Source organism: Rhodococcus ruitaii (assembly GCF_055230935.1).
Window position 1 is genome coordinate 116,120 of sequence record NZ_JBUYWC010000009.1, and the last position, 16,733, is coordinate 132,852.

The following is a 16,733-nucleotide window of genomic DNA, read 5'->3' on the forward strand; positions in this document are numbered from 1 at the left end:
CCCAGTGAAACAGGAACCCACCGAGGTGGCGCGTAGCGCTGCGGTAGGAGTCCCGGTCGTTCACGACCGGGAGGACGTCAAGGTGTCCGACCCTCAACGGACACACGTCGAACGGCCCGTGGCGATGCCCGACCGGTGGGTGCGGGCATTCGGCAATGTTGCCGAGTTGCACCGCGAACTGCGGCGCAGTTTCACTCTCGACGCCGCCGGCGCACGCCAGTTCCTCTCGTCGGTACCTCCGGCCACCGGGACGGGACGCAGCGGCTGGCTCACCCCCGGCGCCTCGGGAGTGCGGCTCACGGCCCGACCCTCCCGCAACGCCGTCCACATCGACGGCCTGCACCGACTCGCGGCCGTGAAACGACTGTTGCCGCACGTACAGGGCGTGACGGTGTACGGGCCGGGCGCCGGAGAAACGGGGCCGGTCGCGGTCGAGTTCACGCTGGGGTCGGCGCGGCTCGTCCTCGGACTGACCGAGCAGACGTGGCGTGGACACTCCGGCGAAGGCGCGTTGCTGCCGGCACTCGCGTCGCCGACGGTCCGCGACGACGCCGAGACGATCTCCGCACTGCTCGCGTTCGAGCCCGTTCTCGACATTCCCCGGCTCGCGCGCGACGCCGCTCTGGACCGGGACGCGGTGCGCCGCGCGCTCGCGGTGCTCGCATCGTCGGGACGGGTCGGCTGGGATCTGCACGACGACGCGTACTTCCACCGCGAACTGCCCGATGATCCCGACCGGGTCGACGCAGACAACCCGAGGCTCGTTGCGGCCCGAGCTCTCGTCGATGCAGGTGCGGTCTCGGAGAACGGCCCGACCGCGTGGACGGTCCGCAGCCAGGGCAGCTCCGGTACCGTGGAGCACCGCGTGACCGACACCGAGCGGTGCACATGCACCTGGTACTTGCGCCACAGCGACCGCCGCGGACTGTGCCGACACGTCCTGGCCGTACAGATCCACCGGAAGGTCACCGCGTGAGCATCAGCGACGAACTCCGTACCGCCATCGATATCTTCACCGACCTCGGTTGGCGCGACGCCGATCTCCACGATGTCCCGACACTCCCACTCGGCGCCGACGAGCAGCGGCGTGTCGCGCTCGCCGGGCTGCGCTCGGGAAGCTGGAGCGAGTTCGGCCGGATCTCGGAGCGTGCCTACGGGTGGATCAGCCGGATCGACGTCGACGAATCCGCGCTTGCGCTGTTCGCGATCAGGCTCGGAGTGGATGCGCGCCGCGCAGCGCAGATCATGCCGTCCTCACACCACGTCGGCGACGAACTGGCCACCGAGGTCCTCGCGGTGCGTGGGCCGGAGTTCGCGCGGCGCTTCATCGACGCGGTGTGTAAGTCGTCGCATCGCGCGTGGGAGCACTCGACGTCGGTGCACGCGGGCGTCGCGGTCCGGCTCGTCGCCCGCCACCGGTTGCCCGTTCCTCAGGATGTCGAATACCTGAAGGACTGGGCGGTGTACGCGCTCGGGGCTCTTACCGGGCAGGGGGAACTGTTTCCCGCCGAGCGCGGCTGGATAGATGAATTCGTTGTGGCGGAACGCTATTCCGAACACGCGCGCGTGGCCGTTGCAGTCGGATTGCCCGCCACGGGGCCGTTCCTCGCGACCCTGGTGCCCGCACTCGAACGCGGGTGGATCGACCGCGGCGAGGTCATCGAACTCGCCTTCGCTGCAGTCGATGCCGCGCAGCGCCCGGGGGACCGGAAAGCGTGGCTGCAGTTACTCACCCGCGACCTCGTCGTTGATCCGGCGGTATTCGTCGACCGTGCCGATGCGATGGTGTCGTTGATGGCATTCGGCGACCCGTTCGCCGTCGAGACGCTCGCTCCCGTGCTCATCGAGAGGGTCGACGACGGGCTGCTGGTCGACGTCCTCACCGTCGCGCTGAGCGCGCCGACGAAGAAGGCACGCCGTGTCGTGCTCGCCGCCGCCGCTGCGCGACCCCGCCCGGGCGGCGACACCGTCGCGGTGGTCGCCGAACTCGTCGCCGGTTGCGCCGCCGACGGTGATCGGGCGCTCGCCCGCGCCGGTGCTGCACTCCTGACCGCCTGGGACATCGACGCACCGGAACCGGACACGACACCGCCGCCGGCGCGGGGATTGTGGCAACCCACCCCCGACGTGTGGCAGGTGCCGCGATTCGAACCGGGGGAGGCGACCGTGGAGACGGTCTCAGATGCCGCGGCGCGGTTGCTCCGGCGCGGCGACGGCATCGTCGATGTCGACGTCGAACGGTTTCTCGCGCTCGCCAACCGCCTCGCGCGCGACGATCCCGGTGCTGCCCGCACCGCACTGGACGGGGTGAAGGAGAACTGGATCGACGGGCTCACCGCGGTCCGGTCGTGGCTGCGCGGTGAGAAGAACCCATTGGCGGACCGGCTCGGTTCCGGTTGCGACGATCCGTGGTACCGGGACGCCGTGTGGGATGTGCTGCGTGCCCGCGAGGGCGCCGTCGTCGGGCATCTCGGTGCGGTACCCGTGCTGCTGTCCACCCCGTCGTGGGTGGACCTGCGCATCCACCCTGACGACCTTCTCGCCAGGCTGGACGCCTACGCGGAAACGGACTCGGTGGCCGCGGAAGCCGATCTGCTCGCCGCCCTGACCCGCCTCGACGTCGCCCTCGCCACCGATGAGCACCGTGCGCAGGCTCGCCGGCTCACCGTGCCGGTGCGGCTGCCGGCGGGAAAGATACTCTCCGCCACCGCTGGCCAGGTCGTCGCCGCGTACCTCGACGACCCCCTCGCCGAGCCTGCGCTGGTGTACGACCGGGAATGGAAACGGTGGGCCGCGGCAGAACTCCGGATTCCCGGCGCCCTCGCGCAGTTTCCGCGACGTCTTGCCGACGACGGGTATCGGAGCATCGACCCGGCAGCGTTCCCGATATGGGGTGACGCGGCCGGACTCTCGGTCGGTTACGACGATGCCGCGGCATCCGGGTTGCGGCTCCGACAGGTCGCGCGGCGCGCGACACCACTGACGCCGGGTCTGGCGATCAACATGATCGGCGCGCAACGCGGATTCCACCGCGCCGCCGCCGCGGACGGTGCGACCGCGATCGTCGAAGCGTGGGAACGTGGTCTGCTGCGCCCCGGCACCGCCGATATCGGCCTTCTCGACTGGTCTGCCGCACCGGCGGGTCTCGCTGCTCTCGCCCGCGCCGCTGACGACCTCGTCGCCGAAGGGCTCCTGCCGGCGTTGTGGCCCGTGATCGCCGACCTGGTCGCCGTGAGTGCCCATGCGTCCCGGATCCTCGCGGGAACCGCCGATCTCGTGGAGGCACTCGGCCGGTGGCTACCCGAGGCAGAGGCCGGTATCAACGCCGGATTCGCCGACCCCGACGTGCTCGATCTGCCCGGTGTCCGGGCGCTCGCGGCGCGCGGCGGGTCGTCTCGCGCGGTCGTCGCTGCCCGCGCGCTCGTGGAGAAGCTTCCGGTACCGACCCGCGAACCAGTGGAAGAGGCAGTGCAGCAGGAGGTGCCCGACTTCGAGGAATGCTGGATACCCGAATCCGGGTGCGCTCCGGTCGTGGACGACGGTGCGACGATCACCGCTACCTGGGTCGACCCGGCGGCATCGACGAAACAGTTGGCTGTCGACCTCGGGTTCCCGGACCGTCCAGGTATCCGATTTCGCGTGCAGAAGGGCTGGTTCTACGACCTCGAACACGAAGGGCAGTGCGCCGCCGTGCAGTACACCGGTGAGACGCCTCCGGTGGATGGGCAGGGGCAGGTCTGGTTGCGGTGGGATGGCGCGTCGGCGGTGATGATCGTCGGTGAACACCGCAACTGGGTGGGAGGAACGAGCGGTCCCCTTCATGGTTACGGTGTGTCACCGCTGACCACGTCGATGACCGCGGTCGTCCTGGTAGGAGCCTGCCACGACACCCCGGATCTGTACGCCGTGACGTCGGTCCTGCGGCGCGGACTGATCGGGTCCGGTTCGGTGACCGTCGCGATGCGGGCGCTGCTCGCTCAACCCGACGTCAGCCCGGCGCGCCTGATGCGCCTTCTCGAATCTGACGCCTCGCTGCTGCCGGTGGTATGGCCGATCCTGGTCGAATCCATCCGTCACGCGGCCGGAGCCGACAATGTGTTGCCGCGCTGGCTGAACCGGGTGCTCGACGTCGCTCTGCGGTACGCACCGCTGCTTCGTGAAGCCGGGCGTCGCGGGCTGATTCCCGCAGACGCGGCGAGGTGGCCCGGACTCGCATCGCTCGCGAAGCGTCCCGGCAAGTCGGCTGCGCTGACGAAGGCGAGAGCCCTCGTCGTCGAACTCGCGCCCACCACGATTCCGTAGTGTTCTGCCCCGGGTTCGGAACCCGCGCCACGATCAGGAATCGCGGCGCAGAACTGCGGTCCCGCGCTCGAGGTCCACACCGAGCGGGGGAGCTCCCGCAGAAAGGTCGTGCCGGGAGGTCTGCTGTCGCTGTTGTTCGTCGACGACGTGCCGGTACGACGGGGAGAGAAGCGTCTGCACCTCACCGAACACGCCCGCGCCCGCGCCGGTGGGTTTGCGTTTACGCCAGTAGACCCAGCCGCGTCGTTCGGCGAACAGGCCGAGGCGGTCGATTGCAAACAGGATGAGCAGAGCGGCAGCGATACCCGCGGCGATGTCCATGCGGCCAGTATGGACCGTGCGTCGTCGATCGTCCCCTGTCCGTCCGTGCGATCTGTGTGCACCTGTGACGCTGCGCAGAGATCCAGAGTTGGATTCGAACACATGTGCTATACACTTCTGTGGGTGCGGATCGGAGGTGGAGATGGGATGGAACAACGGTCCGCCGACCTGGTCGGAGATGGAGCGAGTCCTGTCCGGCCGCCCCGCTCCGAAGCACCCCGGCGACGGTAACGATGCCCCCGCCTGGTCTCGGACCAGGCCCGGTTACGAGGGTCGGGTCCGGCCGCCCGTAGGGCCGGTCGTGCCGTACGCCGAACTGCACGCGCACTCGGCATACAGTTTCCTCGACGGCGCTTCCTCGCCGGAAGAACTTGTCGAGGAGGCTGTCCGCCTCGGTCTCGACGCGCTTGCGCTCACCGACCACGACGGTCTCTACGGCGTGGTGCGGTTCGCCGAAGCCGCGCGTGAACTCGATGTGCGCACCGTCTTCGGGGCCGAACTGAGCCTCGACGACGCCCACCTGCTGGTCCTCGCCAGGGGTGACGAAGGATATCGGCGGCTGTCACGACAGATCGCCGCCGCGCACCTGGCGGGAGGGGAGAAGAACGCACCCCGCTACGACTACGACGCACTCACCGACGCCGCCGACGAACACTGGCAGATCCTCACCGGATGCCGCAGGGGGCATGTGCGGCAAGCTCTCGCCGCCGACGGCCCGGACGGCGCCGACCGCGCGCTGCGCGACCTCGTCGACCGCTTCGGCGCCGACCGCGTCACCGTCGAACTCACCTGGCACGGCCTACCCGACGACCACGAACGCAATACTGTACTGGCGGAACATGCCCGGCGATATGGACTTTCGTGCGTGGCGAGCACGGCCGCGCACTTCGCAGCCCCGAACAGGCGACGGCTGGCGATGGCCATGGCTGCGATCTCCGACCGGCAGAGTCTCGACGGCGCCGCGGGCAGGCTCCCACCGGTCGGAGGTGGTCATCTGCGGTCGGGTGCTGAGATGGCGCATATGTCCGCGGCGTTCCCCGGTGTCGTGCAGGCGGCTGCAGAACTCGGTCGCGAATGCGCCTTCGATCTGCGGCTCATCGCACCGAAACTGCCACCGTTCGACGTGTCCGACGGACACACCGAACAGACGTGGTTGCGCGAACTCACCTACGACGGGGCACTGCGTCGATACGGACCACCGGACCGCTACCGGGAGGCCTACCGGCAGATCGAGCACGAACTTGCCGTCATCGGGCAACTGGGTTTTCCGGGGTACTTCCTCGTCGTCCACGATATCGTGCAGTTCTGCAAGAACAACGACATCCTGTGTCAGGGAAGAGGATCCGCGGCCAATTCCGCCGTGTGCTACGCAATCGGTATCACCAACGTCGACCCCGTCGGCAACGGTCTGTTGTTCGAGCGGTTCCTGTCGCCGGAACGCGACGGGCCGCCCGACATCGACCTCGACATCGAATCCGACCGTCGCGAAGAAGCGATCCAGTATGTCTACGCGAAACACGGACGCACGCATGCCGCGCAGGTGGCCAACGTCATCACCTACCGCGGCAAATCCGCGGTGCGCGACATGGCGCGCGCGCTCGGCTATGCGCAAGGGCAGCAGGACGCGTGGAGCAAGCAGGTCAGCCGCTGGGGCGGGGTGAGTCCCGACGCCGCGGCCGACACCGACATCCCCGAACCGGTACTCCGGCTGGCAGCCCAGATCGAGGGCCTCCCGCGACACCTCGGCATCCACTCGGGGGGAATGGTGATCTGCGACCGCCCCGTCGCCGACGTCGTTCCCGTGGAGTGGGCACGCATGGCCGGTCGCACCGTCCTGCAATGGGACAAGGACGACTGCGCCGCCGTCGGGCTCGTCAAATTCGACCTGCTCGGCCTCGGCATGCTCTCGGCGCTGCACTACATGATCGACCTCGTCGCCGAGCACGAAGCTGTCCACGTCGATCTCGCGCAGCTCGATCTGTCGGAAGACGCCGTCTACGAGATGCTGCGCCGCGCGGATTCCGTCGGCGTGTTCCAGGTGGAGTCGCGCGCGCAGATGGCGACCTTGCCACGGTTGAAACCGAGACACTTCTACGATCTCGTCGTCGAGGTGGCATTGATCCGTCCGGGGCCCATCCAGGGCGGTTCCGTGCACCCGTACATCCGTCGGCGCAACGGTCTCGAACCCGTCGTCTACGACCATCCGAGTCTCGAGAAGTCGCTCGCACGTACTCTCGGGATCCCGCTGTTCCAGGAGCAGTTGATGCAGATGGCCGTCGACGTCGCCGGATTCACCGCCGCGGAAGCCGACCAGCTGCGTCGCGCGATGGGGTCGAAGAGATCCCCGGAGAAGATGGAACGCCTGCGCGACCGCTTCTATCGGGGCATGCGTGAGCTACACGGACTCACCGGAGATGTCGCCGACCGCATCTACGAGAAGCTGTATGCTTTCGCGAATTTCGGTTTCCCCGAAAGTCATTCGCAGAGTTTTGCGTCGCTGGTGTTCTACTCGTCGTGGTTCAAGTTGCATCACCCCGCCGCGTTCTGCGCGGGTCTGCTGCGGGCGCAGCCGATGGGGTTCTACTCACCCCAGTCGCTGGTGGCCGATGCCCGCCGGCACGGGGTCGTGGTGCACGGACCGGACGTCAACGCGAGCCTGGCCCACGCCACCGTCGAGAATCGAGGTCAGGAGGTGCGCCTCGGACTCGGTGCGGTGCGACACATCGGCGACGACCTCGCCGAACGGATCGTCGAGGAACGACAGGCACGCGGCCGGTATCTCTCCCTGCTCGACCTGACCGCCCGCATCGACCTGACCGCGGCGCAGGCCGAAGCACTCGCGACGGCCGGTGCCCTGTCGGGTTTCGGTATCAGCAGGCGAGAGGCACTGTGGGCGGCCGGTCCCGCGTCGACCCAGCGACCCGGACGGCTTCCCGGCATCGGCGCGTCCGCCTCGACCCCCGCATTGCCCGGCATGAGCGACGTCGAACTCGCCGCCGCCGACGTGTGGTCCACCGGGGTGTCGCCCGACAGTTACCCGACGCAGTTCCTTCGAGAACAACTCGACGCTCTGGGGGTGATTCCGGCGTCGCAACTACTGAGGATCGACGATGGCACCCGCGTGCTCGTCGGTGGTGCGGTCACTCACCGGCAACGTCCCGCGACCGCGGGTGGCGTCACCTTCCTCAACCTCGAGGACGAGACCGGCATGGTGAATGTGGTGTGTTCGGTGGGGCTCTGGGCGCGATACCGGACCCTGGCACACACAGCCCCCGCGTTGCTGGTGCGCGGACGAGTTCAGAACGCGGACGGCGCGGTGACGGTGCTGGCCGACCGACTGCAGCGGATGGACCTTCGGACATCGGTGAAATCCCGCGACTTTCGATAGCATCGCGCCCCATGAGACGCCTGCTGATGATTGCGCTCCTCGCGCTGGTTGCGTTCGTTGTCGCTGCGTGCGGCGAGGGAAGCGGCAGCGACTCGGGGTCCATGAGGGACTCGGGGCCTGCGATGTCGGAGTCCGCGCCAGCGCTCACCGATGGCGCTCGTTCCTCGGCGCCCTCCTCGGAGGCAGCGCCCGACCGCAAGGAGGTCGTGACCGGGCGCATCATGCTCACTGCCGGTGATCCCGTTGCGACGGGTCGTCAGGTGGTCACCCTCGTGGAAGACGCCGACGGACGCGTCGACTCGATCACCGAACGACCCGAGGTGAGCAGCGTGCTCACCGTCCGGGTGCCCGCGGACAGGCTCGACGCCGTGATCGACGACGTGCGCGAACTCGGCCGCGTCACGAGTCTGACCACGAGCCGCGACGACGTCACCCTGCAGTACACCGACCTCGAGGCCCGTGTCGGTGCGCTCCGCGCCTCGGTCGACCGGTTGCGGACGCTCATCGAGACGGCCGACAACACCGCCGACGTCATCGAAGCGGAGAACGCGTTGGCCGAGCGGCAGGCCGACCTCGACAGCCTCGAAGCGCAGCGCCGGCAACTGGCCGACATGGTCGAGTTGTCGACGCTCACCGTCGACATCAGCACACAGCAGCGGCCGTCGGACAGCGACAGCTTCTGGGACGGCATCGTCGAAGGCTGGAACAGCCTGTGGACGACCCTGGGGGCCGCAGTGGTCGCAGCGGGTGTCGCGCTACCGTGGTTGGTGTTCCTGATCGTGTGCGCCGGCATCATCTACCTGGTGGTCCGGTTGATCGCCCGATCGGGACGGTCTTCCGCCGGAAATCCCGGCGAAGCCCCCGACGAGAGGACCGACAACGATGCGTGAGGTCGATCTGGCTGCACTGGAAACCGCACTCGCCGCGGGAGCGCCCGTCATCGACGTGCGCGAACTCGACGAGTACGTCCAGGTGCGGGTGCCGGGCGTGACACACATTCCGCTGAGCGAATTCGTCGCACGAGTCGAGGAGATCCCTGCAGCCGAGACCGTGTACATCATCTGCGCGGTGGGTGGACGCAGCCTGCAGGCCGCCGACTACCTGTCCGGGCGAGGCGTCAACGCCGTCTCCGTCTCCGGTGGCACCGACGGCTGGCAGCGTTCGGGCCGCCCCGTCGAGAGCGGCACGTAGCTCGCCGTACGCACGACCTGGCCGCCCGCCTCGGCGCGGTGCTGTTCGCGATCACCTCGGACGACTGGCCCGATGTGCGCGCGGCGATGGGTGCGCGTGTGCGCACACATCTCGAGGCCGAGCGCGTCAGCCGATCCTGAGACCCAGGTGCGCCGCGAAGGCGCCGGTGAGCGCGACCGCCTGGTCGCCGGTGATCGTGGCGCCCCGGAGCCCGTCGAGATTGCGTACCGCGCCGATGCGGAGTCCGCGGAGATCGACGTGTTCGAGGCGCGCGTGGTGGACGTCGAGATCGCCGACGGTGCAGTCCTCGAAGGCGACCCGGGTCAGCCGCGCCTCGCCGATGTCGAGTTCGTCGATGATGCAGTCGCGGAACAGCACGTCCCGCAGGGTCGCGCCGCGCAGGTTCGCCAGACCCAGCTTGCTGTCCGAGACCGCGAGGGAACGGACACCGGAGTCGACCAGATCCATTGCACCGATCCGGCTCGCCTCGATCCGCACGTTGTGGAGAGTTCCGCGCGGAGCCGAGACACGGGGCGACTGCAGACGTGTGATCCGTGTGTCGACGAGCCGGGAGTCGGCGAGGTCGAGTTCGTCGATGGTCAGGCCACGCAATTCGGATTCGGTGAGGACGGAACCGGGCAGCTCGAGCGCGCCCGTTACCGCGTCGACGACGAGGATCCGCTCGTAGGTGCTGTGCGGTTCCAGGGACTCCACGTCGTGTTCGTCGAGTTCGACCGATCGCAGGGAATCGATTCGGGGTGCCCGCGTGAGGTGATCGGCCATGCGGTGGTGTGCTCCTGAGCTCGTGCGTCGGCTGCACCGTTCGCTGCGGGCAGCCTCCCTCCTGTCTACACCGTGCGACGATAGGGGAATGAGCCGGTCCGGATACGACGACCTCGCCGACCTGTACGACCGGACGTTCCCGGAGCCGTACCTGACGCCGCTGGAACGGCACGCCGTCGGGGCGTTCGTCGATCTCGTGCGCGGCCGGGCGATCGACGGTGTCGTGCTGGACGTGGGCTGCGGAATCGGGCACATCACAGCAGATCTGGTCGCACACGGACTGGATGTGGTCGGTATCGATCCGAGTGCGGAGATGCTCCGGTTCGCGAAGAAACACCACCCGGGACTGAGTTTCGTCCACGACGACGCGCGACTGGACGCCGTGGACCTCGGTGGCCGGCGGATCGTCGGCATCCTGGCGCGGTTCAGCCTCATTCACGTACCGCCCGCGGAGGTCCCGGGGATACTCGCCGGTTGGGCCGGACGCATGGCCGCGGGCTGCTTCGTTGCGGTCGCCGGGCAGGGCACGGACACGGCAGGTGAGGTGGTCGGGTTCGACCATCGGGTGTCGCCGGCGTGGCGATGGCACCCGGATCGGATGTCCGCGGCTCTCGCGGACGCCGGTTTCGACGAGATGTGGCGGACCGTCAGCCGCCCCGGCGATGATCTGCACCGGTTTCCCGAATTCCATCTGGTGGCGCGCCGCCGCTGACCGTGCCGCCGGTTCCGGGATTCGGGGGGATGGTTCACGCGCGGCATGTTAGGAGTGGACGATGAGGATCGGTCGCAAGCGCATCGTTGCTGCCGGAGTGTGCATGGCCACCGCCGTGTCGCTGAGCGCGTGCAGCGGAGGAGGCGGCGACGCGGCCGAATCGGCCACCTCCCTCGTCGTCACCACTGCGGCGGTACCGCATTCCGATTCCGGAACGATCACCGGCGCCGCGGCCACGTCGGTGACGGCGCCGGATGGGAGCGTCGAACCGTACCGGGCCGAGTCGCTCCGGGTGTCCGGGGCAACTGATCGTGTCGACTACGACGTGGTGATTCCCCAGATCGCGGGAGGGGACCCAGCGGCCGTCGCCGAATTCAACGAGTCGATGCGCACAGCCCTGCAAGACCTGATCGACAGGGCGGGCACCGATCGGTACACCCTCTCGACGGGGCAGCACGAGATCACCCGGATCGGGGACCGTGTCGTCGCCGGACTGCTCGTCGTTTCGTACAACATGAATCCGCCCGGAGCGCACCCCAGCCCGATCGTGGCGACGGTTGTCGTGGACACCGACACCGCGACGCCGGTCACGTTGTCCGACGTGTTCCCCGATCTACAGGCGGGGCTGCAACGACTGTCCGAGCAGTCGGCGTTGCTGCTGCCCGGTACCGCGGCGGGCCCGGACTTCGAACGCAGCGGTATCGAACCGACGGAATCGAATTTCGCGAACTGGCTGCCCACCCCCGAGGGCATCGAGATCCACTTCGGGGACTACCAGGTGGGTCCGCACGCTATCGGACTCGTCACCGTCACCGTGCCGTGGAGTGCGCTCACCGACGTCGCCGATCCCGCCGTCGTCGCGGTACTCGAGAGCTGACAACTCAATCGTGGGGCCCACCCCACGGCCTCACCTCGGCCGCCCGTTGTCCGAGCGAACGGTACACCGGGTCGAGTGAAGGAGACGCACGGTGCATTCGCTCGGAACGGGAGGTCGGGCGGGTCAATGGTCAGACGGCGCCGTCGAACCCGAATTGGCGCCATGCCTCGTAGGCGGCGACCGCCGCGGCGTTCGACAGATTCAACGAGCGGCGCCCGGGCAACATCGGGATCCGCACCCGCTCGGTGATGTGCGGGTCGGCGAGCACGTCGTCGGACAGTCCGGTCGGTTCCGGCCCGAACAGCAACACATCGCCGTGGCGGTACTCGATGTCGGTGAAGGATGTGGTGGCGTGCGCGGTGAACGCGAACACCCGCGCCCCGTTCACCGCGTCCCATGCGGCCGGCAGGTCGGGGTGCACCGTGACGTAGGCCAGATCGTGGTAGTCGAGCCCGGCACGACGGAGTTTCGGTTCGGACAGGTCGAATCCGAGGGGTTCCACGAGGTGCAGTTCGGCGCCGGTCGCGGCGACCAACCTGATCGCATTGCCGGTATTGGGTGGAATACGAGGTTCGTGGAACATCACTCGGAACACTCCGACAAGCTTGCCAGAAGAGCAGAACAGCCCATCCGGCCGGTCGCCACACGCGGGTCACCGGACGCCTGGAACAATGGACCACGTGACTGCGACCCTCCTGGACGGCAAAGCAACCCGCGACGAAATCTTCGAGGACCTCCTGGTCCGTGTGGCAGCGCTGAAGGACAAGGGCATCACGCCCGGCCTCGGCACGATCCTCGTCGGCGACGATCCGGGGTCGGCGACGTACGTGAGGGGCAAGCACAACGACTGCGCCAAGGTGGGGATCACCTCGATCCGTAAGGATCTCCCCGCCGACATCACCCAGGAGCAGCTCGAAGCGGCGATCGACGAACTCAACGACGACCCCGCCTGCACGGGGTACATCGTGCAGTTGCCGCTGCCCAAGCACCTCGACGAGAACGCCGCCCTCGAGCGCATCGACCCCGCCAAGGACGCCGACGGGTTGCATCCCGTCAACCTCGGACGCCTGGTGCTCGGCAAGGACGCGGCGTTGCCGTGCACCCCGCGCGGCATCGTTCACCTGCTGCGCCGCTACGAGGTGCCGATCAACGGCGCCCACGTGGTGGTCGTCGGGCGCGGTGTGACGGTGGGCCGCCCGATCGGGCTGCTGCTGACCCGCCGCAGCGAGAACGCGACCGTGACGCTGTGCCACACCGGCACCAAGGATCTCGCCGCCGAGGTGAAGCGCGCCGACATCATCGTCGCCGCTGCGGGCGTGCCCGGACTCATCACCGCCGAGATGGTCAAGCCCGGTGCGGCAGTGCTCGACGTGGGCGTCTCGCGCACTGCCGACGGCCTGCGCGGCGATGTTGCCGACGACGTCCGCGACGTCGCGGGGTTCCTCTCCCCGAACCCCGGCGGAGTCGGACCGCTCACCCGCGCGTTCCTGCTGACGAACGTCGTCGAACGCGCCGAGCACGACGCCGGTCTCTGAGCAGACCAGCGGATGGACAGTTCGGTGCGATTGACACGACTGAACCTGCCGCTGCTGGCGGTCACCCTGGTGATCGCCGCCGCGGTGGTCCTTGTGCTGGCCGACCGCTGGCGCCGGGGTGCTTTCGTGTTCGGCGGTGCGATGATCCTTGCGGGGATCCTCAGGTGGGCGCTCGACTCGGATCAGGTGGGAGTGCTCGCGGTGCGAGGCAAACGTTTCGACGTCGCTGCGATGCTTGCCATGGGCGGTGCGATCGTGACGCTGGCAGTCTCGATCGATCCGCTCGGCACCGGATAACGCATCCGGCTCTCAGCCGCCCGCCAGTTCCATCAGCTCGACGAGCAGCTTCGCCACGGCATCGGCTTCGGTGAGAAAGCCGTCGTGTCCGTCGCGTGACTCGAGGACACGCAGCCCGTCGCACTTCGGCAGACCGTCTGCGATCTCCTGCTGCAATCGGATCGGGTAGAGGCGATCCGAATCGACACCCGCGACGATCGTCGGAACATTCGTGCCCGCCAACGCAGCTTCGATGCCACCGCGACCGCGTCCCACGTCGTGCCGATTCATCGCGTCGCTGAGCACCACATACGTGCCGGGGTCGAACCGTTTGACGAGCTTCGATGCCTGGTGGTCGAGATAGCTCTGCACAGCGTAGCGCCCGTCGCCCCACGGATCTTCGTCTCCTTGAGGGAGATTCGCGAACCGAGAGTCGAGTTCTTCCTCGCTGCGATACGACAGGTGGGCCATGCGGCGGGCGATGCCCAGCCCCGCTTCCGGCCGGCTGCCACTCGCGTAGTAGTTGCCGCCCTGCCAGTGGGGATCCTGCGTGATGGCAGCGATCTGGGTGCTCTGCACACCGATCTGATCGGCTGTCGCGCGGGCACCGACCGCCAGGACCAGTGCCGCCCGCACCCGGTTCGGGTGGGTGATGATCCATTCGAGCGAGCGCATGCCGCCCATCGATCCGCCCGTCACGGCGGCCAGCGTGTCGATGCCGAGAGCATCGAGGAGCGCGGCTTCCGCGGTGATCTGATCGCGGATGGTGATCCGGGGGAATCGCGAACCCCACGGTTTCCCGTCGGGCGCGGTGCTGCCCGGCCCGGTGCTGCCCTGGCATCCGCCGAGGACGTTCGTGGCCACCACGCACCACCGGTCGGTGTCGATCGGGGCGCCGGGGCCGACCATGCCGGACCACCAGCCCGGTGACGGGTGATCCGGCCCGGCCGGTCCGGTGATGTGTGAGTCGCCGGTCAGGGCGTGCTCGACGAGTACGACGTTGTCGCGGGCGGGCGACAACGCGCCCCACCGCTGCAGGGCAACGGTGACGTCGGGGAGGGTGTCGCCGCTCTCGAGGGTGATGCTGCCGATGTCGACTGTGCCGAGCCGGCCGTCTTCCGACGGGAGTGCAATCCGCCGACGATTGGTACCTGTTGTCACGATGGGACCGCCTTCATCAGCTTGTCAACCTCCCAGGAGCCGGCTTGTCGTCTGCGGTGCGCCGACGACCGTGTCTTCACCCGGAGCACCCCACCCTGGCCGGAGGGTTGCCGACCAGCAAGCCGGGGCTTCGCGCTGGCACTCATGACCTCGTCGGAAGTCTAACGGCTGGGCCGGAGGGCCCGATAGGCGGCTCTCGGCCGTACCGCGCCGCCAGAAGGTCGTCCCGCGGTTCCGGCTCCGGCCGCGGCGTCGGATACCGTGTCCGGCGTGCCCCTCACCATCACCACCGTGAACGTCAACGGCGTGCGCGCAGCGGCCGGTAAGGGCCTGCTGGCGTGGCTCGAGACGTCCTCCGCCGACATCGTCTGCCTTCAGGAAGTGCGCGCGAGCGAGAAGCAGTTCCACACTGCGATCGCGCCGGCGCTGGACGCTGGCTGGCACGTCGAAGGAGCCGAGTCGTCCGTCAAGGGGCGCGCGGGTGTCGCGATCCTGTCGCGCACACCGGCAGACGCCGTGCGCGTGGGTTTCGATGTCGACGACTATGCCGACTCCGGCCGCTACATCGAGGCGGATTTCGGCGACGTGACGTGCGGCAGCCTGTATCTGCCGACCGGAGAAGCGGACACCCCGAAGCAGGACGACAAGGAACGCTTCATGAAGGGCTTCGCCGCGTATCTGGGGGAGCGGGCATCCGACGTCGTCTCGGCCGGTCGCGACATGGTGGTGTGCGGCGACTGGAACATCGCCCACACCGAGCGCGACATCAAGAACTGGAAGGGCAACGTCCGCAAATCCGGCTTCCTGCCCGGCGAGCGCGCCTGGGTGACCGAGCTGCTCGCCACCGGTCGGTGGCGCGATGTCGTGCGCGACCTGCACGGCGACGTCGCCGGCCCCTACTCCTGGTGGTCCTACCGTGGCAAGGCATTCGACACCGACGCCGGCTGGCGGATCGACTACCACCTCGTCACACCGGCCCTGGCCGTCCGTGCGGCCGACGCCCGGGTCGAACGCGCCGCGACCTACGCCGAACGCTGGTCGGATCACGCCCCGGTGACCGTCACGTTCGAGTAGGCGGGGTCACGGATCGACCTCGTTCGGTCGCGGAAACCGGGGCGTGAAATTATCGAGGTCATGTCGACTGCAGATCAGCACGCCACAGTGCAGGATGCCCGCCCCGCCGCGCGGCCCCGGGTGCTTTCGGGCATCCAGCCCACGTCGGATTCGTTCCACCTCGGCAACTTCCTCGGTGCGTTGCAGCAGTGGGTTCCCGCCCAGGACGAAAACGATGCGTTCTACTTCATCCCCGACCTGCACGCCATCACCGCGCCGCAGAAGCCGAAGGAACTGCGCGGGCGGGTCCTCGTCGCCGCCGCGCAGTTGCTGGCCATCGGGATCGACCCGGAGCGCTCCGTGCTGTTCGTGCAGAGCCAGGTCCCCGAGCATGCCGAACTGTCCTGGGTTCTCAACTGCCTCACCGGTTTCGGTGAAGCGAGCCGCATGACACAGTTCAAGGACAAATCCGCCAGGCAGGGTGCCGAGCACGCGAGCGTCGGCCTGTTCACCTACCCGGTGCTCATGGCCGCGGACATTCTGCTGTACCGCGCCCACAAGGTCCCGGTCGGTGAGGATCAGCGGCAGCACCTCGAGCTCACCCGCGACCTCGCGCAGCGCTTCAACAAGCGCTTCGGGAAGACCTTCGTCGTCCCGGAGGCCCAGATCGTCAAGGGCACCGCCAAGATCTACGACCTGCAGGACCCGACGTCGAAGATGAGCAAATCGGCGGCCACCGACGCCGGCCTGATCAACCTGCTCGACGATCCGAAGATCTCGGCGAAGAAGATCAAGTCGGCGGTGACGGACAACGACCGCGAGATCCGATTCGACCAGGAGAACAAGCCGGGGGTGAGCAATCTGCTCACCATCCAGTCGGCGCTGTCGGGCCGTTCGATCGACGACCTCGTCGCCGGGTACGAGGGTAAGGGATACGGCGACCTCAAGAGCGATACCGCAGAGGTCCTCACCGAGTTCGTGACGCCGTTGCGGACGCAGGTGGACGAGTACCTCGCCGACGAGGCGGAACTGCTCCGGATTCTGTCGGCCGGTGCGGATCGGGCACGTGAGGTGGCTTCCCGGACACTGGCCCAGGTCTATGACAAGGTGGGATTCCTACCCCGGAGTTGACCG

General features: G+C 68.2%; 15 protein-coding genes and 1 riboswitch. Of the genes, 11 read left to right on the forward strand and 4 right to left on the reverse strand.

Features of this window, described 5'->3' with window-relative positions; genetic code table 11:
- Positions 1-4: 4 nt before the first annotated feature.
- The gene (locus ACZI8W_RS13355; protein WP_463368971.1) at positions 5-976 is read left to right on the forward strand and encodes a hypothetical protein; all 972 of its coding nucleotides are present in this window, start codon (positions 5-7) and stop codon (positions 974-976) included.
- Positions 973-4,302, forward strand: a complete 3,330-nt coding sequence (locus ACZI8W_RS13360; protein ID WP_463368972.1) for a hypothetical protein — start codon at positions 973-975, stop codon at positions 4,300-4,302. Before ACZI8W_RS13355 ends, ACZI8W_RS13360 begins: the two co-directional genes overlap by 4 nt.
- Positions 4,303-4,335: 33 nt before the next feature.
- Here ACZI8W_RS13360 and ACZI8W_RS13365 read toward each other — a convergent pair whose 3' ends face one another.
- Positions 4,336-4,623: a DUF6191 domain-containing protein gene (locus ACZI8W_RS13365; RefSeq protein WP_463368973.1), complete on the reverse strand. Its 288-nt coding sequence runs from the start codon at positions 4,621-4,623 to the stop codon at positions 4,336-4,338.
- 142 nt (positions 4,624-4,765) lie between these two features.
- Here ACZI8W_RS13365 and ACZI8W_RS13370 point away from each other — a divergent pair, with 142 nt between their 5' ends.
- Genes ACZI8W_RS13370 through ACZI8W_RS13380 form a run of 3 tightly spaced genes read left to right on the forward strand, consistent with a single transcriptional unit; the run spans position 4,766 to position 9,202 of the window.
- Positions 4,766-8,011, forward strand: a complete 3,246-nt coding sequence (locus ACZI8W_RS13370; RefSeq protein ID WP_463368974.1) for an error-prone DNA polymerase — start codon at positions 4,766-4,768, stop codon at positions 8,009-8,011.
- Between the two features lie 11 nt (positions 8,012-8,022).
- A complete protein-coding gene (locus ACZI8W_RS13375) occupies positions 8,023-8,901 on the forward strand; it encodes a DUF4349 domain-containing protein (RefSeq protein WP_463368975.1) in 879 nt (292 codons plus the stop codon).
- Positions 8,894-9,202 (forward strand): rhodanese-like domain-containing protein, encoded by a 309-nt coding sequence (locus tag ACZI8W_RS13380; RefSeq protein WP_463368976.1) that lies wholly within the window; start codon positions 8,894-8,896, stop codon positions 9,200-9,202. Before ACZI8W_RS13375 ends, ACZI8W_RS13380 begins: the two co-directional genes overlap by 8 nt.
- A gap of 126 nt (positions 9,203-9,328) precedes the next feature.
- Here the strand turns inward: ACZI8W_RS13380 and ACZI8W_RS13385 are convergent, their stop codons facing one another.
- Positions 9,329-9,985 (reverse strand): pentapeptide repeat-containing protein, encoded by a 657-nt coding sequence (locus ACZI8W_RS13385; RefSeq protein ID WP_463368977.1) that lies wholly within the window; start codon positions 9,983-9,985, stop codon positions 9,329-9,331.
- A gap of 88 nt (positions 9,986-10,073) precedes the next feature.
- Between ACZI8W_RS13385 and ACZI8W_RS13390 the strand changes: the two genes are divergently transcribed.
- Entirely contained in the window at positions 10,074-10,697 is a 624-nt protein-coding gene (locus ACZI8W_RS13390) for a class I SAM-dependent methyltransferase (protein WP_463368978.1), read from the forward strand.
- A 61-nt stretch (positions 10,698-10,758) separates the two neighbouring features.
- A complete protein-coding gene (locus ACZI8W_RS13395) occupies positions 10,759-11,574 on the forward strand; it encodes an RsiV family protein (protein ID WP_463368979.1) in 816 nt (271 codons plus the stop codon).
- A gap of 130 nt (positions 11,575-11,704) precedes the next feature.
- On the opposite strand, the gene ACZI8W_RS13400 is transcribed toward ACZI8W_RS13395, so the two are convergent.
- Entirely contained in the window at positions 11,705-12,169 is a 465-nt protein-coding gene (locus tag ACZI8W_RS13400) for a tRNA (cytidine(34)-2'-O)-methyltransferase (protein WP_463368980.1), read from the reverse strand.
- Positions 12,170-12,254: 85 nt separating this feature from the next.
- Here ACZI8W_RS13400 and ACZI8W_RS13405 point away from each other — a divergent pair, with 85 nt between their 5' ends.
- Together ACZI8W_RS13405 and ACZI8W_RS13410 are read left to right on the forward strand one after the other, a co-directional pair.
- Positions 12,255-13,109, forward strand: coding sequence for a bifunctional methylenetetrahydrofolate dehydrogenase/methenyltetrahydrofolate cyclohydrolase (locus ACZI8W_RS13405; protein WP_463368981.1), 855 nt, complete (start codon positions 12,255-12,257; stop codon positions 13,107-13,109).
- A gap of 12 nt (positions 13,110-13,121) precedes the next feature.
- On the forward strand, positions 13,122-13,406 hold the full coding sequence (locus ACZI8W_RS13410) for a DUF3017 domain-containing protein (RefSeq protein ID WP_463368982.1): 285 nt from the start codon (positions 13,122-13,124) through the stop codon (positions 13,404-13,406).
- A 12-nt stretch (positions 13,407-13,418) separates the two neighbouring features.
- On the opposite strand, the gene metX is transcribed toward ACZI8W_RS13410, so the two are convergent.
- Positions 13,419-14,546 (reverse strand): homoserine O-acetyltransferase MetX, encoded by a 1,128-nt coding sequence (gene metX / locus ACZI8W_RS13415; RefSeq protein WP_463368983.1) that lies wholly within the window; start codon positions 14,544-14,546, stop codon positions 13,419-13,421.
- A 35-nt stretch (positions 14,547-14,581) separates the two neighbouring features.
- A riboswitch (SAM riboswitch) is annotated at positions 14,582-14,696 on the reverse strand.
- Between the two features lie 111 nt (positions 14,697-14,807).
- Between metX and ACZI8W_RS13420 the strand changes: the two genes are divergently transcribed.
- Both ACZI8W_RS13420 and trpS read left to right on the forward strand, forming a co-directional pair.
- Positions 14,808-15,620 carry an exodeoxyribonuclease III gene (locus tag ACZI8W_RS13420; protein ID WP_463368984.1) on the forward strand — a complete coding sequence of 271 codons (813 nt, stop codon included), beginning with the start codon at positions 14,808-14,810 and terminating at the stop codon, positions 15,618-15,620.
- A 60-nt stretch (positions 15,621-15,680) separates the two neighbouring features.
- Entirely contained in the window at positions 15,681-16,730 is a 1,050-nt protein-coding gene (trpS, locus tag ACZI8W_RS13425) for a tryptophan--tRNA ligase (RefSeq protein ID WP_463368985.1), read from the forward strand.
- The last annotated feature ends 3 nt before the right edge of the window (positions 16,731-16,733 follow it).